The following is a 13,190-nucleotide window of genomic DNA, read 5'->3' as shown; positions in this document are numbered from 1 at the left end:
TTTGAACCAGGAAACCGTCTGATGAGCCAGAACCTCGACGTCGCCGAACTCGCGGCGACTTACGCCAACAAGTCCGCCCAGGACATTCTCAAGCTTGCGTTCGAGCACTTCGGTGACGAACTGTGGATCTCGTTCAGCGGCGCCGAGGATGTGGTGCTGGTGGACATGGCCTGGAAGCTGAACAAGAACGTCAAGGTATTCAGCCTGGACACCGGCCGCCTGCACCCGGAAACCTACCGGTTTATCGACCAGGTGCGCGAGCACTACGGCATCGCCATCGAACTGGTGTCGCCGGACCACACCAAGCTTGAGCCGTTCGTGAAGGAAAAGGGCCTGTTCAGCTTTTACAAGGACGGCCATGGCGAGTGCTGCGGCATCCGCAAGATCGAGCCGCTGCGCCGCAAACTTTCCACCGTCAAGGCCTGGGCCACCGGCCAGCGCCGCGACCAGAGCCCCGGCACCCGCAGCCACGTGGCGGTGATGGAGATCGACGGCGCGTTCTCCACCCCCGAGCGCCCGCTGTACAAGTTCAACCCGCTGGCACAGATGAGCAGCGAAGAGGTGTGGGGCTACATCCGCATGCTGGAGCTGCCCTACAACAGCTTGCATGAGCGCGGCTTCATCAGCATCGGCTGCGAACCCTGCACCCGCCCGGTGCTACCGCGCCAGCACGAGCGCGAGGGGCGCTGGTGGTGGGAAGAGGCCACGCAGAAGGAATGCGGGCTGCATGCCGGCAACCTGATCCAGAAAGCCTGAAAAGCGGCCGCTCAGGCCACTCGGCTTTTAGCCCCCTCTCCCTTGGGGAGAGGGTTGGGGTGAGGGGAAAAGCCCCCAATCCCAATCAATGCACCGGCAACTCCACCCCATCAAACAGCTCTTCCAGCTCTTGCTTGTTGTGGCACTGAATCGCCTTGGCCATCACTTCACGGGTCAGGTGCGGGGCGAACTTCTCGATGAAATCGCACATGAAGCCACGCAGGAAGGTGCCCCGGCGGAAGCCGATCTTGGTGACACTCGACTCGAACAGATGGTCGGCGTCCAGGACCACCAAGTCGCTGTCAAGCTTGGCATCCACCGCCATCTTGGCGACGATGCCCACGCCCAGGCCCAAGCGCACGTAAGTCTTGATCACGTCGGCGTCGGCGGCGGTGAACACCACCTTGGGCGTCAGGCCGCGGTGGCTGAAGGCTTCGTCGAGCTTGGAGCGGCCGGTAAAACCGAACACGTAGGTCACGATCGGGTATTCGGCCAGCACTTCCAGGGTGAGCTTCGGCAACTTGGTCAGCGGGTGGCCTTGTGGCACCACCACGCAACGGTTCCAGCGGTAGCACGGCATCATGATCAGGTCGCCGAACAGCTCCAGCGCCTCGGTGGCGATGGCAAAATCAACCGTACCGTCAGCGGCCATCTCGGCGATCTGCATCGGCGAGCCCTGGTGCATGTGCAAGGCCACGTCCGGGTACTGCTTGATGAAATTGCTGATCACCGGCGGCAACGCGTAGCGGGCCTGGGTGTGGGTGGTGGCGATCGACAGGGTGCCCTTTTTCTCGTTGGAAAACTCCTGGGCGATCTGCTTGATGCTTTCCACCTTGCGCAGGATCTCGCCGGCGGTGGTGATGATGCGCTCACCGGCCGGGGTCACGCGGGTCAGGTGCTTGCCGCTGCGGGCGAAGACTTCAACCCCCAGCTCGTCTTCCAGCAGGCGGATCTGCTTGCTGATCCCCGGCTGCGAGGTGTACAGGCTTTGCGCCGTGGCGGAGACGTTGAGGTCGTGGTGCGCCACCTCCCAGATGTAGCGCAGTTGTTGAAGCTTCATATCAATCCCTCAAAGCAAGTAGACGCCGTCAGCGACGAGTTATAACTATATTAATGGTCTGGGCAATAAATCTAGAACTTTTTATCAAATTTTCTACGTGAATGCATCTTTAGCGGGTCAAGCCTTGCGTCGACCCAGATGCTGGGACAGCGGCACCATGTACACCGGCACGGTGGAAAGCTGCAGGATCCGGGCTGCAGTGCGCCCCAGCGGCACGTCGGCGCCCGCGCCGCCGCTGTGGCTGCCGAGTATCAGCAGGTCCACCGACAACCGCCGGGCCTGGTCCAGAATGACCTCCGCCGGGTCCCCCTGGCGCACCCGCACGGCGCTGATCAGCTTGAGGTCGTCCTCGGCGTTGTCCAACTCCTCGCGAAAACCGTCCAGCACCTTGTGCTCGATACCCGCCATGACCGTGTTCAAGCCCTCACTGTGCAGTTCACTGAGCGCAGGCTCCCCCAGGTAGCTCTGCAGCACGGACTCGGCGAACAACCCCATGGGTTCCACCGCGTGAATCACATACAGGTCGGCCTTGAAGGTGCGTGCCAGGGCCAACGCATGTTGCATCACATAAGGCGCATACAGACCGAGGTCAGTGGCATACAGCATCGAACGGATCATGTGATCTCCTCGACTGCCAAAACGGCAGAGCTTGCTTGAGCTTAGCAGCGCCTTTGGCGGTCGGATGAGCCACTCATAACCAAATAAACAGACGGTCAAACTTTTGGTTCGTTGCTGATGCCATGGGGCACGTGGCCCGTGGCGACGAACTCGCGGGCCTTTTCGCAATGGCCGGCCTGGTCATCGAAAAAAACGTCGGCGGCAAAGGCCTCCAGGAACGCCGACTTTTCCAGGCCACCGAGAAACAGCGATTCGTCCAGGCGAATATCCCAGTCGCGCAAGGTGCGGATTACCCGCTCGTGGGCCGGTGCCGAACGGGCCGTGACCAGCGCCGTGCGAATCGGGCAGGTGCCCTCGGGAAACTCGCGCTGCAGCAGGTTGAGCGCCGCCAGAAACGCCTTGAACGGGCCCCCGCGCAGCGGCATACGCGCCGATTCTCGCTCGCTGGCCTGGAACGCCTCCAGCCCGCTCAGTTGATAGATGCGTTCCGACTCGTCGGAGAAAATCACCGCGTCGCCATCGAAGGCAATGCGCAACTCGGCGCTTTCGGCACGCTTGGCACCCCCCGACAAAATGGTCGCCGCGGCAAAACCGGCATCCAGCGCGCTGCGCACATCCTCGGCATGGGTGGAGAGAAACAGCTGACTGTTGAACGCCGCCAGGTACGGATGCGGGTCGCGCCCGCCGACAAACGCGGCACGGGTGATACCCAGGCCGTAGTGCTGGATGGAGTTGAACACGCGCAAGCCGGTGTCGGCACTGTTGCGTGACACCAACACCACCTCGACCCGGGGCAGGCCCAGGCTGACATTCAGTTGCAAAAGCTTTTGCACCAGCAGGAACGCATCCCCTGGCGCAAGCACTTCATCCTCATGCTCGATCTGGTATTGCCGATAGGCTTCCACCCCCTCGGCCAGGTACACCTTGTGGCTCTCGCTCAAGTCGAACAGTGCCCGCGAGGAAATCGCCACCACCAGTTTGTCAGCCATGCACGGCCCCCTCGTTCAGGTTGCGCCGATCAATGAACTGCAAGGCCTCGTACAAGGCCTGCAAGCGCGGCATCTCGCAGCCGGCGGCGCGCGCCGCCTCCAGTGGCCGGGCGTAAATGGCCTCCAACTCCATGGCGCGCTGCTCGCGAAAGTCCAGGTACATGCTGGGCTGGTAATCGGGCATGTACCGGGTGGAGGCGAACATCTTCTCGGCGTAACCGGCGGGGATCGGGTACCCGCACGCCGCGGCGCCTTGCACCACCTCGGCCATCACCCCCTCTACCAGTGCGCGACTGGCGGCATCAGCCATCAACGGCGTGGTGCTGGCATCCAGCAGCACCGACAGGCCGTTGTAGGGCGCGTTCCACACCAGCTTCTGCCAGCGGGCCTGGGCGAGGTCAGGCATCGCCAGGGAGTCGATGCCGGCTGCGCGAAACAGCCCCGCGCCCTGCTCGGCCACCTGCACGCAGGCCTGCGCCGTGGCGGGCCCGCTGTGGTAGCCCACATGCACTGCGCCCAGTGCCTGGTGCACCACCACGCCGGGCGCGGCGCGGTGCACGCAGATGTAACACAGGCCGCCCAGCAGGTGCAGGCTGTCGGGCAACAGTGGCCGCAACGCCTCCTCCACGCCCAGGCCATTTTGCATCAACAGCACCTTGGCGCCCGGCGCCGCCGCCGCAATGATCGCCGGCGCCAGGGCCGCGTTACTGGTGGTCTTGGCGCCCACCAGCAACCAGTCACAGGGCGGCATTTCCTCAGCCCGTGCGTAGGCATGCACCGGCGCCTGGTGCAGCGCGCCATGCACCGCACTGTTGACCTGCAGGCCGTGGGCGGCCACCGTGGCGAACTCGCTGCGCAGCAAAAAATGCACGTCGAAGCCGGCCTTGGCCAACATCGCCCCATAAAAGCCACCGATGGCGCCCGTGCCGATAATGCCGATGCGCAGGGTAGGTTCAGTCATGGCAACTCCTCGGGCGGGCGCCGCAGCGCCTCGGCCAGGCCGTGGTTGAGGGAGGTGGCCAGCAGCTGCGCCGCCAGCTCGCCGAAAAATTCGCCGTCACGAATCACAAACATCGCCGGCAGGTGAAACACTTCATAACGCTGCACGGCGCCGTAGCTGTCACCGGCGTCGATCCAGCATAGGCGATGCACGCCCAAGGGCATGCCTGGCAGTTGCGCACGGGCCACCCGGCAGTTCGCACAGCCGGCGCCAGGTAAAAATCAGCAAGGAAATACCTTTCATCGACAGCAAGGTTTGATCTACATTCAAATCAGACAGTTCCAGTTCCGCCAAGGCGGCGCCGGGCGCAGCGTCAATACGTCGGCATTCGGAGCCAGTGTTCATGGGTCGTTTTCTACCTCATCCTTTCAATGTTCCCGTTGAACTCAGCCAACGTCCGCAACCTTCACTTACCCGTCAACGCCTGCACACTATCAGCCTGGGCGGCGTCGCATGCAATTACCCACGCGCGCTGCGCAGCGGCACGGCGGTAAACTTGCGCATGCCCACCCTGGGCAACGATGCTTGTTACCCCGGCTACGTGGCCTGGTGCCGCAAACAGGAAGACGGCTATCGGGTGGCGATCGCCTTCACCGACGAACAAACACTGTTTGGCGCCCGCATGGGCGAACAGCTGTGCCACATTCGCCAGTATTGCGAAGACAACGCCGAACAGGCTGGCCTGGAGCAACTGGCCCAGCAATGGGTGGCCCTGCACGCCAGCGAGTTCTCCCACGCCAGCCTCAACCTGCCGGCGCCATTGCCCCTGCCCGCAGACTGACCTTGGCAGGCAGCGCCCAACGCGCTATGGTTCCGCTCCCCGCTGCGCCTAAAACAAGCTGTGCTCCGCCGCGCGGGGATCGCTGGCGGCCGGCACCCGTGACCTGACGAGTAACACGATGGCTGATTTACAGATCGACGACCTTAACGTTGCCTCCAACGACACCCTGATCACGCCGGATCAGCTCAAGAAAGAAATCCCCCTGAGCCCCGCTGCCCTGCAGACCGTGACCCGCGGCCGCGAAGTGGTGCGCGACATTCTCGACGGCAAGGACCATCGCCTGTTCGTGGTCATCGGGCCCTGCTCGATCCATGACATCAAGGCCGCCCACGAGTACGCCGAGCGCCTCAAGGCCCTGGCCGCCGAAGTCAGCGACACCCTGTACCTGGTGATGCGCGTGTACTTTGAAAAACCGCGCACCACGGTGGGCTGGAAAGGCCTGATCAACGACCCGTACCTGGACGACTCCTTCAAAATCCAGGACGGCCTGCACATTGGTCGCCAATTGCTATTGGACTTGGCCGAGATGGGCCTGCCCACCGCCACCGAAGCACTGGACCCAATCTCGCCGCAGTACCTGCAAGACCTGATCAGCTGGTCGGCCATCGGCGCCCGCACCACCGAATCGCAAACCCACCGCGAAATGGCCTCGGGCCTGTCCTCGGCCGTGGGCTTCAAGAACGGCACCGATGGCGGCCTTACCGTGGCCATCAACGCCTTGCAGTCGGTGTCCAGCCCGCACCGCTTCCTGGGCATCAACCAGGAAGGTGGCGTGTCGATCGTCACCACCAAGGGCAATGCCTACGGCCACGTGGTATTGCGCGGCGGCAATGGCAAGCCCAACTATGATTCGGTGAGCGTCGCGGTGTGCGAGCAGGCGCTGGCCAAAGCCAAGATCAAAGCCAACATCATGGTCGACTGCAGCCACGCCAACTCCAACAAAGACCCGGCCCTGCAGCCACTGGTGATGGAGAACGTCGCCAACCAGATCCTGGAAGGCAACCAGTCGATCATCGGCCTGATGGTCGAAAGCCACTTGAACTGGGGCTGCCAAGCCATTCCCAAGGACCTCGCGGACCTGGAATACGGCGTGTCGATCACCGATGCGTGCATCGACTGGGCCAGCACCGAGAAAACCTTGCGCAGCATGCACGCCAAACTCAAGGACGTGCTGCCCAAGCGCGATCGCGGTTAATTACAGCAGGCACGAAAACGCCGGGCATTGCCCGGCGTTTTCATTGGTGCAGGGCCGCAGTGAACCGCGAGCCCCACACGCCATGTTCAGATCTTGGCAGCGTGCTTCTGGTGACGCTCCATGTAGCGCTCCACATAGGAACACGACGGGATGACCGTGTAGCCCATGCGGTCTGCGTATTCCAGTGCCTGCTCGGTCAGGGCAGCAGCAATCCCCCGGCCTCGCAATGCGTTGGGTACGAAGGTGCGGTAAATATCCAGTGTCTGCTTACCCAGGTCCATGTACGTAAGGTAGGCACGATGACCGTCCACATTGGTCTCGAACTGATGACCTGCCTGGTCATGGTGGATGGACAACGCCTCGCTCATCACTACTCCTCGCGGGTCTTGGTGTTTGACCCTTACCTTACCGCTGTTTTTCCGGCGAAGGAACCTCTACGCCACCTCGTGCCATTTTGGACACCAGGGAGAACAGCCTCGTTCTCTCGACCCATGAGCACGTCTGCAAATAGTAGGCGCCATTGCCACCCCTGCTCAAGTCGCCCGCTCAATGGCCAGCATTTGACGTGACCGAAGATCCGATCGGCCCTGCGCCCGAACATTGCCTATTGTTATAGCCTATGACGAGCGTGGACACTTCAAGTCACTATTAGTTCAGCAAAAAAAGCCCGCGCCGGCCTCGGCATGCAACATGGGGCCACCCTTGCTTAAGTATTAACCTGGCGTTACAAAACGTGAACGCGGTCACTTTCCCAACTTTAATGGCGAAAAGCCCTACGCCTGACACAGAGGGGCTGCTGCACACTTTTCATACAAGCGCATGAACAGTTCCGAGAAAAGCCCTCATTCAAGAGAATTTTCTTTCGTTCTTGCGTTAGGTCAGTTTACTTACTACAAGTAATGGGTACTATGTACGCCGGCTATTTTCTCATTCACGAGAGATGGCTTTAATAGAAAGTCCTTGAAGGGGATCACGATGAACAACGTTCTGAAATTCTCTGCTCTGGCTCTGGCCGCCGTCCTGGCTACCGGTTGCAGCAGCGCCTCCAAAGAAACCGAAGCTCGTCTGACTGCAACTGAAGACGCTGCTGCTCGCTCCCAGGCTCGCGCCGACGAAGCCTATCGTAAGGCTGATGAAGCTCTGGCTGCTGCTCAAAAAGCACAACAGACTGCTGACGAAGCCAACGAGCGCGCTCTGCGCATGCTGGACAAAGCTAGCCGTAAGTAATAAACCCTCGGGTTTGTTATCAGGCCGGCCCACTTTGGTGGGGCGGCCTTTTTTATGCCTGGAAGCACAGCTGTTGTGGGAGCAGAGCTTGCTCGCGAAGGGGGCGTAACGATCCTACGCGCCATCAACCCACTGGGCGGGCCAATTCACCCGATCAATAGGCACTCCAGCTTAAACGCCAGACCGCGTCGCCCCCATCGCGAGCAAGTGCTGCTCCCACAGGGGCGGTTTTTCACGACCGTGAGGCTTACTGCTGCGGCGCCAACGCGGCAGGCGCACTGGAAATCACCGCGCCACCCTGGGGCACGGCGATTTCCACAGGCATGCCATCTTCGGCCGCCACTACGTCACGCACCGCATCCCAGTTCATTTGCATGCTGCTGGACATGTCTTTGCGGTTGAGCAACGCGTTGATCACCGCGGTGTGCTTGTCGACGTTGGATGGGTCGCCCTTGAGGTCCAGCGGGGTGTGCGCTTCCAAGTAGACCTTGCCTTCGCTCACGCCAAACTTGTACGGCTCATCGATGATACGCACAGGGGTACCCACTGGCACCATCTTGGAAAGTTCCAGCACGTTGAAGTTGTACATGCGGAAGCAACCGTGGCTGGTGCGCATGCCGATACCGAACTTCTTGTTGGAACCGTGGATCAGGTAACCCGGTGTGGCCAGGGTGAACTTGAACGGGCCAAGGGGGTTGTCCGGGCCGGCCGGCACCACGTTGGGCAACGGGTCGCCATCGGCGGCATGTTCAGCCTTGATCGAGGCCGGCGGGGTCCAGGTCGGGTTGGGGATCTTGCCGGTGATCTTGGTTTGCACCACGGGCGAACCCCAGCCTTCGCGGCCGATACCGATCGGGTAGGTGTACACCACGTTCTGCCCTTTCGGGTAGTAATACATGCGGTACTCGGGCAGGTTGATCACGATGCCTTCACGCGGGCCGGGCGGCAGGATGAAACGCGTCGGCAGTACGATCTCGGTGCCGGCACCCGGCAACCAGGCGTCGACGCCGGGGTTGGCGGCGATCATTTCCAGGTAGCCCAGGTCGTTGGCCTCACCCAGGTCTGCGAAGGTGTCTTCGTACTTGGCCTTGATCACGCTGACCTGGCCGACGACATCCTGGCCAGGCGGCGGCAGGGGGAATTCCAGGGCTGCAGCAGGCCCAGCAGCAAAGACAGCCGCCAGGGACAGGCAACGGGTGACGACGGAAAAACGCGGCAACATCCGAGGATCCTTCGCAAAACTAATAGGGATAATTGGACGATTGTACACCGCTGCCCTGTAATGAGGGAGGCATCCGGGCGGCTGACAGAGATTTCACATTGCAGAACGTGACGATTGGCCCCCTGGCCTTACGCTACGGTCACAGCTGCGGCCACACCGGCCGCGTGCCCTTGCGCTGCGCCCACAGGATGGCCTTGCACAACGAACACAGGCGCCGGTCGCGGAAAATCGAGCGCTCCACCGGCGACCAGCGTGGCTGCGCGGGCAGCAGGGTACCGCATAGCGTACGGTCGACCGAACCGCCCAGCTCCAGTTGGCGGGCGGTCAGGTGCACGCGCACTTCCTGGCAGGCGAACAGGTCGAGTTGTTCGTCAGGCTCGATCAGTTGATAGGCAAACAGGGACCAGGCGGGACGCGGCATTGGGTGCTCCAGAGCGGGGGCGCCACATTAGCCGAAAGCCCGCCGCTAGAAAAGCGTCAAAGCAGCGGTTTCATTGCCGGCCAGACATTTTCCAGCAACTTGCCCTGGGCCACCAACGCGGGGTGAATGCCATCGGCCTGCATCATCATAGGGATGCCGCCGATGCCTTCCAGGAAAAACGGCACCAGGGCGATGTTTTTCTGCTCGGCCAAGTCGCTGTACACCTGGGCAAAGGCGGTGGTGTAGCGCGCGCCGTAGTTGGGCGGCAAACGCATGCCCAGCAACAGCACCTTGGCACCGGCCGCCTGGGCGTTGTCGATCATCGTTGAAAGATTCTGTAGCAATTGCGCCGGCGGGTGCCCCTGAAGGCCATCATTGCCGCCCAATTCCAACACCACCAGCGACGGCTTATTGGCTGCAAGCAGCGCCGGCAGCCGCGCCTGGCCATTTGCCGAGGTGTCGCCACTGATCGAGGCATTGACCACTTTATCGCTGAAACCCTCGTGCTCAAGGCGTTGCTGCAACAGCGCAACCCACCCCTTCGAGGTATCCAGGCCGAAACCGGCGCTGATACTATCCCCCACGATCAGCACAGTACCTGCCGCTGCGTTCTGCGCCATCAGCATCAAAGCCAGGCCAGCACTCAACCACCACACTCGCATCGGATTCTCCATGGGCCCTAGCATTCTCGTTGCGCGCAACCTTAGCAAAGTGGTCCCCAGCGCGGAAGGCGACCTGACCATCCTGCACGAACTCTCGCTGGACCTGCGCCAGGGCGACAGCCTGGCCATCGTCGGCGCCTCAGGCTCCGGCAAGTCTACCTTGCTGGGCCTGCTGGCGGGGCTGGACTTGCCCAGTGCCGGCAGCGTGACCCTGGCCGGGCAAGACCTGAGCCTGCTCGATGAAGACCAGCGCGCCCGCGTACGCGCCGAGCACGTGGGTTTCGTATTCCAGTCCTTCCAGTTGCTGGACAGCCTCAACGCGCTGGAAAACGTCATGCTGCCGCTGGAACTGGACGGCCGCAAGGACGCCCGCGAACATGCCAAGAGCCTGCTTGAACGCGTGGGCCTGGGCGCACGCCTGACCCACTCGCCGCGCCAGTTGTCCGGTGGCGAGCAACAACGGGTGGCCATCGCCCGGGCCTTCGCCGCCGAGCCCTCCGTACTGTTCGCCGACGAGCCCACCGGCAACCTCGACAGCCACACCGGTGAACGCATCAGCGACCTGTTGTTTGAATTGAACAAGGAACGCGGCACCACCCTGGTGCTGGTCACCCATGACGAACGCCTGGCCCATCGCTGCCGGCGCCAGATCCGCCTCGACGCCGGCCAGTTGGTCGCGCCCCTGGAGCCCTGATGGTAAGCCTGCCGCTGCCCCGCCTGTTCAGCCTCGCCGCTCGCCAGCTATCGCGTGATGCCCGCGCCGGGGAACTGCGCGTATTGTTCTTCGCCCTGTTGGTGGCGGTCGCCGCCAGCACGGCCATCGGTTATTTCGGGGCCCGGCTCAATGGCGCGATGATGCTGCGCGCCACCGAATTCCTCGGCGCCGACCTGGTGCTGCAAGGCAGCGCCCAGGCCCGCCCCGAACAGGTAAAGGTGGGCAACGAGCTGGGCCTGACCCATGCGCAGGTGGTCGAGTTTTCAAGTGTCATTGCCACCGACAATGGCATCCAGCTGTCCAGCGTCAAGGCTGTGGACACTGCCTACCCCCTGCGCGGCGAACTCAAGAGCGCGGCGCAACCCTATGGCCCGGAAACCGCCGGCAGCGAACCGCAACCGGGTGAAGCCTGGGTAGAACCACGACTGTTGGCCGCGCTGAACCTGAAGATCGGCGACAGCATCGACGTGGGCATGAAAACCCTGCGCCTGGCTCGCGTGCTGACCTACGAGCCGGATCGTGCCGGCAACTTCTACAGCCTTACGCCACGGGTGATGATGAACCTGGCGGACCTGGCCGCCACCGGCATCATCCAGCCCGGCAGCCGGGTAACGTACCGCGAACTGTGGGCCGGCAAACCCGAGATACTGCAAACCTACGCACAACTCATCAAGCCGGGCCTGGCGCCCAACCAACGCCTGCAGGACGCCCGCGACGGCAACCGGCAGATCGGCGGCGCCCTGGGCAAGGCCGAGCGCTACCTGAACATGGCCAGCCTGGTGGCGGTGCTGTTGTCGGGCGTGGCCGTGGCGCTGTCGGCCAGCCGCTTTGCCAGCCGACGCTTCGACGCCAGTGCCCTGCTGCGCTGTCTGGGCCTGTCCCGGCGCGAGGTGCTGTGGATCTTCTGCATCCAGTTGGCCATCCTTGGCCTGCTCGCCAGCCTGGGGGGCGCCCTGCTCGGCTGGCTCGCCCAACTGGGGCTGTTCGCCTTGCTGCAAGGCCTGTTGCCCAGCGCCGTGCCACCCGGTGGCCTGCTGCCGGCCCTCGCCGGGATCGCCACGGGGCTGGTCGCCCTGGGCGGCTTTGCCCTGCCGCCGCTCGCAGCGCTGGGCCGCGTGCCGCCCCTGCGCGTGCTGCGCCGCGACATGCTGCCCATCCCCTCCAGCACCTGGTTCGTCTACGGCACCGCGATCCTGGCGCTGGGCCTGATCATGTGGCGCCTGAGCCTGGACCTGCTGCTCACCTTCGCCCTGCTGGGTGGCGGCCTGATAGCCGCGCTGGTGTTGGGCGGCCTGTTGTTGCTGGGGCTGCAAAGCCTGCGCCGGCTATTGGCGCGCGCCTCATTGCCGTGGCGCCTGGGCCTGGGCCAACTGCTGCGCCACCCCTTGGCTGCCGCCGGGCAGTCGTTGGCCTTCGGCCTGATCCTGCTGTCGATGGCACTCATCGCCCTGCTGCGCGGCGAACTGCTGGACACCTGGCAAAACCAGTTGCCCAAGGATGCGCCCAACTATTTCGCGCTGAACATCTTGCCCGCCGACAAGGATCAGTTTGCCGAACGCCTGACGGATTTTTCCGCCCAGGCCGCGCCGTTGTTCCCGGTGATCCCGGGGCGCTTGATGACCATCAATGGCGAACCGGTGCAACGGGTGGTCACCGAAGATTCGCGCGGCGAAAACGCCACCGAGCGCGACCTCAACCTGACCTGGGCCCAGGACCTGCCCGTGGGCAATACCCTGACCGCCGGCAATTGGTGGGGCGCGCCGCAAAGCGACGCGACACCGGGCGTCTCGGTGGAGGTCAAGCTGGCGCAAAGCCTGAAGCTTAAACTGGGTGACCACCTGACCTTCAACATCGGCGGCAGCCTGCGCGAAGTGCAGGTCACCAGCTTGCGCCAAGTCAGTTGGGATACCTTCCAGCCCAACTTCTTCATGATCTTCCAGCCGGGCACCCTCAAGGATCTGCCCACCACCTACCTCACCAGCTTCTACCTGGCGCCGGGGCACGACCAGCAGGTCGTCGAACTGTCGCGGGCGTTTCCGGCCGTGACCCTGCTGCAGGTGGAGGCCCTGCTCGAACAACTGCGCAGCATCCTTGCCCAGGTCACTCTGGCGATCGAGTACGTGTTGCTGTTCGTGCTGGCCGCCGGCATGGCCGTGCTGTTTGCCGGCCTGCAGGCCACTTTGGACGAACGCATCCGCCAGGGCGCCCTGCTTCGTGCCCTGGGTGCCCAGCGGCAACTGCTGATCAAGACCCGGCGCATCGAATTCGGCCTGCTGGGCGCCGCCAGCGGCCTGCTCGCGGCGCTGGGCACCGAATTGATCAGCCTGGTGCTGTACCGCTACGCCTTCGACCTGCAATGGCATCCACACCCCTGGTTGCTGGTGCTGCCGGTGATCGGCGCGCTGTTGATCGGTGGCGCGGGGGTGTTCGGCACCCGCCGCGCCCTGAATGCCAGCCCGTTGACCGTGCTGCGCGAAGGCTAGGGTTGCCATGACGATTTTTTGGAATTAAATTCCAATTATGAATTAACCTTCATAACCCCAC

The 13,190-nt window shown here is 62.9% G+C and carries 14 protein-coding genes and 1 pseudogene; 6 read left to right on the top strand and 9 right to left on the bottom strand.

Going from position 1 to position 13,190, the window contains the following annotated elements; translation table 11 throughout:
- The first annotated feature begins 21 nt into the window (after nucleotides 1–21).
- Nucleotides 22–756, top strand: a complete 735-nt coding sequence (locus L9B60_RS21425) for a phosphoadenylyl-sulfate reductase (RefSeq protein ID WP_249672938.1) — start codon at nucleotides 22–24, stop codon at nucleotides 754–756.
- An 85-nt stretch (nucleotides 757–841) separates the two neighbouring features.
- On the opposite strand, the gene cysB is transcribed toward L9B60_RS21425, so the two are convergent.
- From cysB to L9B60_RS21400, 5 genes and pseudogenes are all read right to left on the bottom strand, one after another.
- Nucleotides 842–1,816 carry an HTH-type transcriptional regulator CysB gene (gene cysB / locus L9B60_RS21420; protein ID WP_249672937.1) on the bottom strand — a complete coding sequence of 325 codons (975 nt, stop codon included), beginning with the start codon at nucleotides 1,814–1,816 and terminating at the stop codon, nucleotides 842–844.
- Between the two features lie 117 nt (nucleotides 1,817–1,933).
- Nucleotides 1,934–2,434 carry a universal stress protein gene (locus L9B60_RS21415; RefSeq protein WP_249672935.1) on the bottom strand — a complete coding sequence of 167 codons (501 nt, stop codon included), beginning with the start codon at nucleotides 2,432–2,434 and terminating at the stop codon, nucleotides 1,934–1,936.
- A 95-nt stretch (nucleotides 2,435–2,529) separates the two neighbouring features.
- Nucleotides 2,530–3,423 (bottom strand): 5'-nucleotidase, encoded by an 894-nt coding sequence (locus L9B60_RS21410; RefSeq protein ID WP_249672933.1) that lies wholly within the window; start codon nucleotides 3,421–3,423, stop codon nucleotides 2,530–2,532.
- Nucleotides 3,416–4,384: a putative 2-dehydropantoate 2-reductase gene (locus tag L9B60_RS21405; protein WP_249672932.1), complete on the bottom strand. Its 969-nt coding sequence runs from the start codon at nucleotides 4,382–4,384 to the stop codon at nucleotides 3,416–3,418. Before L9B60_RS21405 ends, L9B60_RS21410 begins: the two co-directional genes overlap by 8 nt.
- Nucleotides 4,381–4,768 (bottom strand): annotated as a pseudogene (locus L9B60_RS21400) (YbbN family protein). The gene L9B60_RS21405 and the pseudogene L9B60_RS21400 overlap by 4 nt, the downstream one beginning before the upstream one ends.
- Here L9B60_RS21400 and L9B60_RS21395 point away from each other — a divergent pair.
- Together L9B60_RS21395 and L9B60_RS21390 are read left to right on the top strand one after the other, a co-directional pair.
- Nucleotides 4,767–5,204 carry a PilZ domain-containing protein gene (locus L9B60_RS21395; protein ID WP_249672930.1) on the top strand — a complete coding sequence of 146 codons (438 nt, stop codon included), beginning with the start codon at nucleotides 4,767–4,769 and terminating at the stop codon, nucleotides 5,202–5,204. The pseudogene L9B60_RS21400 and the gene L9B60_RS21395 sit on opposite strands and share 2 nt — an antisense overlap.
- A 118-nt stretch (nucleotides 5,205–5,322) precedes the next feature.
- Nucleotides 5,323–6,399, top strand: coding sequence for a 3-deoxy-7-phosphoheptulonate synthase (locus tag L9B60_RS21390; RefSeq protein WP_249672928.1), 1,077 nt, complete (start codon nucleotides 5,323–5,325; stop codon nucleotides 6,397–6,399).
- A gap of 86 nt (nucleotides 6,400–6,485) precedes the next feature.
- Here L9B60_RS21390 and L9B60_RS21385 read toward each other — a convergent pair whose 3' ends face one another.
- The gene (locus L9B60_RS21385) at nucleotides 6,486–6,767 is read right to left on the bottom strand and encodes a GNAT family N-acetyltransferase (protein WP_249672926.1); all 282 of its coding nucleotides are present in this window, start codon (nucleotides 6,765–6,767) and stop codon (nucleotides 6,486–6,488) included.
- A 607-nt stretch (nucleotides 6,768–7,374) separates the two neighbouring features.
- Here L9B60_RS21385 and oprI point away from each other — a divergent pair.
- Nucleotides 7,375–7,626 carry an outer membrane lipoprotei OprI gene (gene oprI / locus L9B60_RS21380; protein ID WP_003199355.1) on the top strand — a complete coding sequence of 84 codons (252 nt, stop codon included), beginning with the start codon at nucleotides 7,375–7,377 and terminating at the stop codon, nucleotides 7,624–7,626.
- 247 nt (nucleotides 7,627–7,873) lie between these two features.
- On the opposite strand, the gene L9B60_RS21375 is transcribed toward oprI, so the two are convergent.
- From L9B60_RS21375 to L9B60_RS21365, 3 genes are all read right to left on the bottom strand, one after another.
- Nucleotides 7,874–8,848, bottom strand: a complete 975-nt coding sequence (locus L9B60_RS21375) for a L,D-transpeptidase family protein (RefSeq protein WP_249672925.1) — start codon at nucleotides 8,846–8,848, stop codon at nucleotides 7,874–7,876.
- Between the two features lie 139 nt (nucleotides 8,849–8,987).
- A complete protein-coding gene (locus tag L9B60_RS21370; protein WP_249672923.1) occupies nucleotides 8,988–9,269 on the bottom strand; it encodes a hypothetical protein in 282 nt (93 codons plus the stop codon).
- A gap of 56 nt (nucleotides 9,270–9,325) precedes the next feature.
- Nucleotides 9,326–9,931, bottom strand: coding sequence for an arylesterase (locus tag L9B60_RS21365; protein ID WP_249672921.1), 606 nt, complete (start codon nucleotides 9,929–9,931; stop codon nucleotides 9,326–9,328).
- Between the two features lie 10 nt (nucleotides 9,932–9,941).
- Between L9B60_RS21365 and L9B60_RS21360 the strand changes: the two genes are divergently transcribed.
- Together L9B60_RS21360 and L9B60_RS21355 are read left to right on the top strand one after the other, a co-directional pair.
- Complete coding sequence (locus L9B60_RS21360; protein ID WP_249672920.1) at nucleotides 9,942–10,625, top strand: ABC transporter ATP-binding protein; 684 nt, start codon at nucleotides 9,942–9,944, stop codon at nucleotides 10,623–10,625.
- Nucleotides 10,625–13,129, top strand: a complete 2,505-nt coding sequence (locus L9B60_RS21355; RefSeq protein WP_249672919.1) for an ABC transporter permease — start codon at nucleotides 10,625–10,627, stop codon at nucleotides 13,127–13,129. Before L9B60_RS21360 ends, L9B60_RS21355 begins: the two co-directional genes overlap by 1 nt.
- Nucleotides 13,130–13,190 lie beyond the last annotated feature (61 nt).

Origin of the sequence: Pseudomonas abieticivorans (assembly GCF_023509015.1) — a bacterium.
GTDB classification, from domain to species: domain Bacteria; phylum Pseudomonadota; class Gammaproteobacteria; order Pseudomonadales; family Pseudomonadaceae; genus Aquipseudomonas; species Aquipseudomonas abieticivorans.
The sequence above is the reverse complement of the archived record's forward strand: the minus strand, read 5'-3'. Positions and strand labels throughout refer to the sequence as shown.

Excerpts from the sequence above, each read along its gene's own strand:
- L9B60_RS21365 (WP_249672921.1), bottom strand. The coding sequence starts at position 9,931 with ATGCGAGTGTGGTGGTTGAGTGCTGGCCTGGCTTTGATGCTGATGGCG.
- cysB (WP_249672937.1), bottom strand. The coding sequence starts at position 1,816 with ATGAAGCTTCAACAACTGCGCTACATCTGGGAGGTGGCGCACCACGAC.
- L9B60_RS21395 (WP_249672930.1), top strand. The coding sequence starts at position 4,767 with ATGGGTCGTTTTCTACCTCATCCTTTCAATGTTCCCGTTGAACTCAGC.
- L9B60_RS21385 (WP_249672926.1), bottom strand. The coding sequence starts at position 6,767 with ATGAGCGAGGCGTTGTCCATCCACCATGACCAGGCAGGTCATCAGTTC.
- L9B60_RS21360 (WP_249672920.1), top strand. The coding sequence starts at position 9,942 with ATGGGCCCTAGCATTCTCGTTGCGCGCAACCTTAGCAAAGTGGTCCCC.
- L9B60_RS21425 (WP_249672938.1), top strand. The coding sequence starts at position 22 with ATGAGCCAGAACCTCGACGTCGCCGAACTCGCGGCGACTTACGCCAAC.
- L9B60_RS21410 (WP_249672933.1), bottom strand. The coding sequence starts at position 3,423 with ATGGCTGACAAACTGGTGGTGGCGATTTCCTCGCGGGCACTGTTCGAC.
- L9B60_RS21355 (WP_249672919.1), top strand. The coding sequence starts at position 10,625 with ATGGTAAGCCTGCCGCTGCCCCGCCTGTTCAGCCTCGCCGCTCGCCAG.
- L9B60_RS21415 (WP_249672935.1), bottom strand. The coding sequence starts at position 2,434 with ATGATCCGTTCGATGCTGTATGCCACTGACCTCGGTCTGTATGCGCCT.
- L9B60_RS21405 (WP_249672932.1), bottom strand. The coding sequence starts at position 4,384 with ATGACTGAACCTACCCTGCGCATCGGCATTATCGGCACGGGCGCCATC.
- L9B60_RS21390 (WP_249672928.1), top strand. The coding sequence starts at position 5,323 with ATGGCTGATTTACAGATCGACGACCTTAACGTTGCCTCCAACGACACC.
- L9B60_RS21370 (WP_249672923.1), bottom strand. The coding sequence starts at position 9,269 with ATGCCGCGTCCCGCCTGGTCCCTGTTTGCCTATCAACTGATCGAGCCT.
- oprI (WP_003199355.1), top strand. The coding sequence starts at position 7,375 with ATGAACAACGTTCTGAAATTCTCTGCTCTGGCTCTGGCCGCCGTCCTG.
- L9B60_RS21375 (WP_249672925.1), bottom strand. The coding sequence starts at position 8,848 with ATGTTGCCGCGTTTTTCCGTCGTCACCCGTTGCCTGTCCCTGGCGGCT.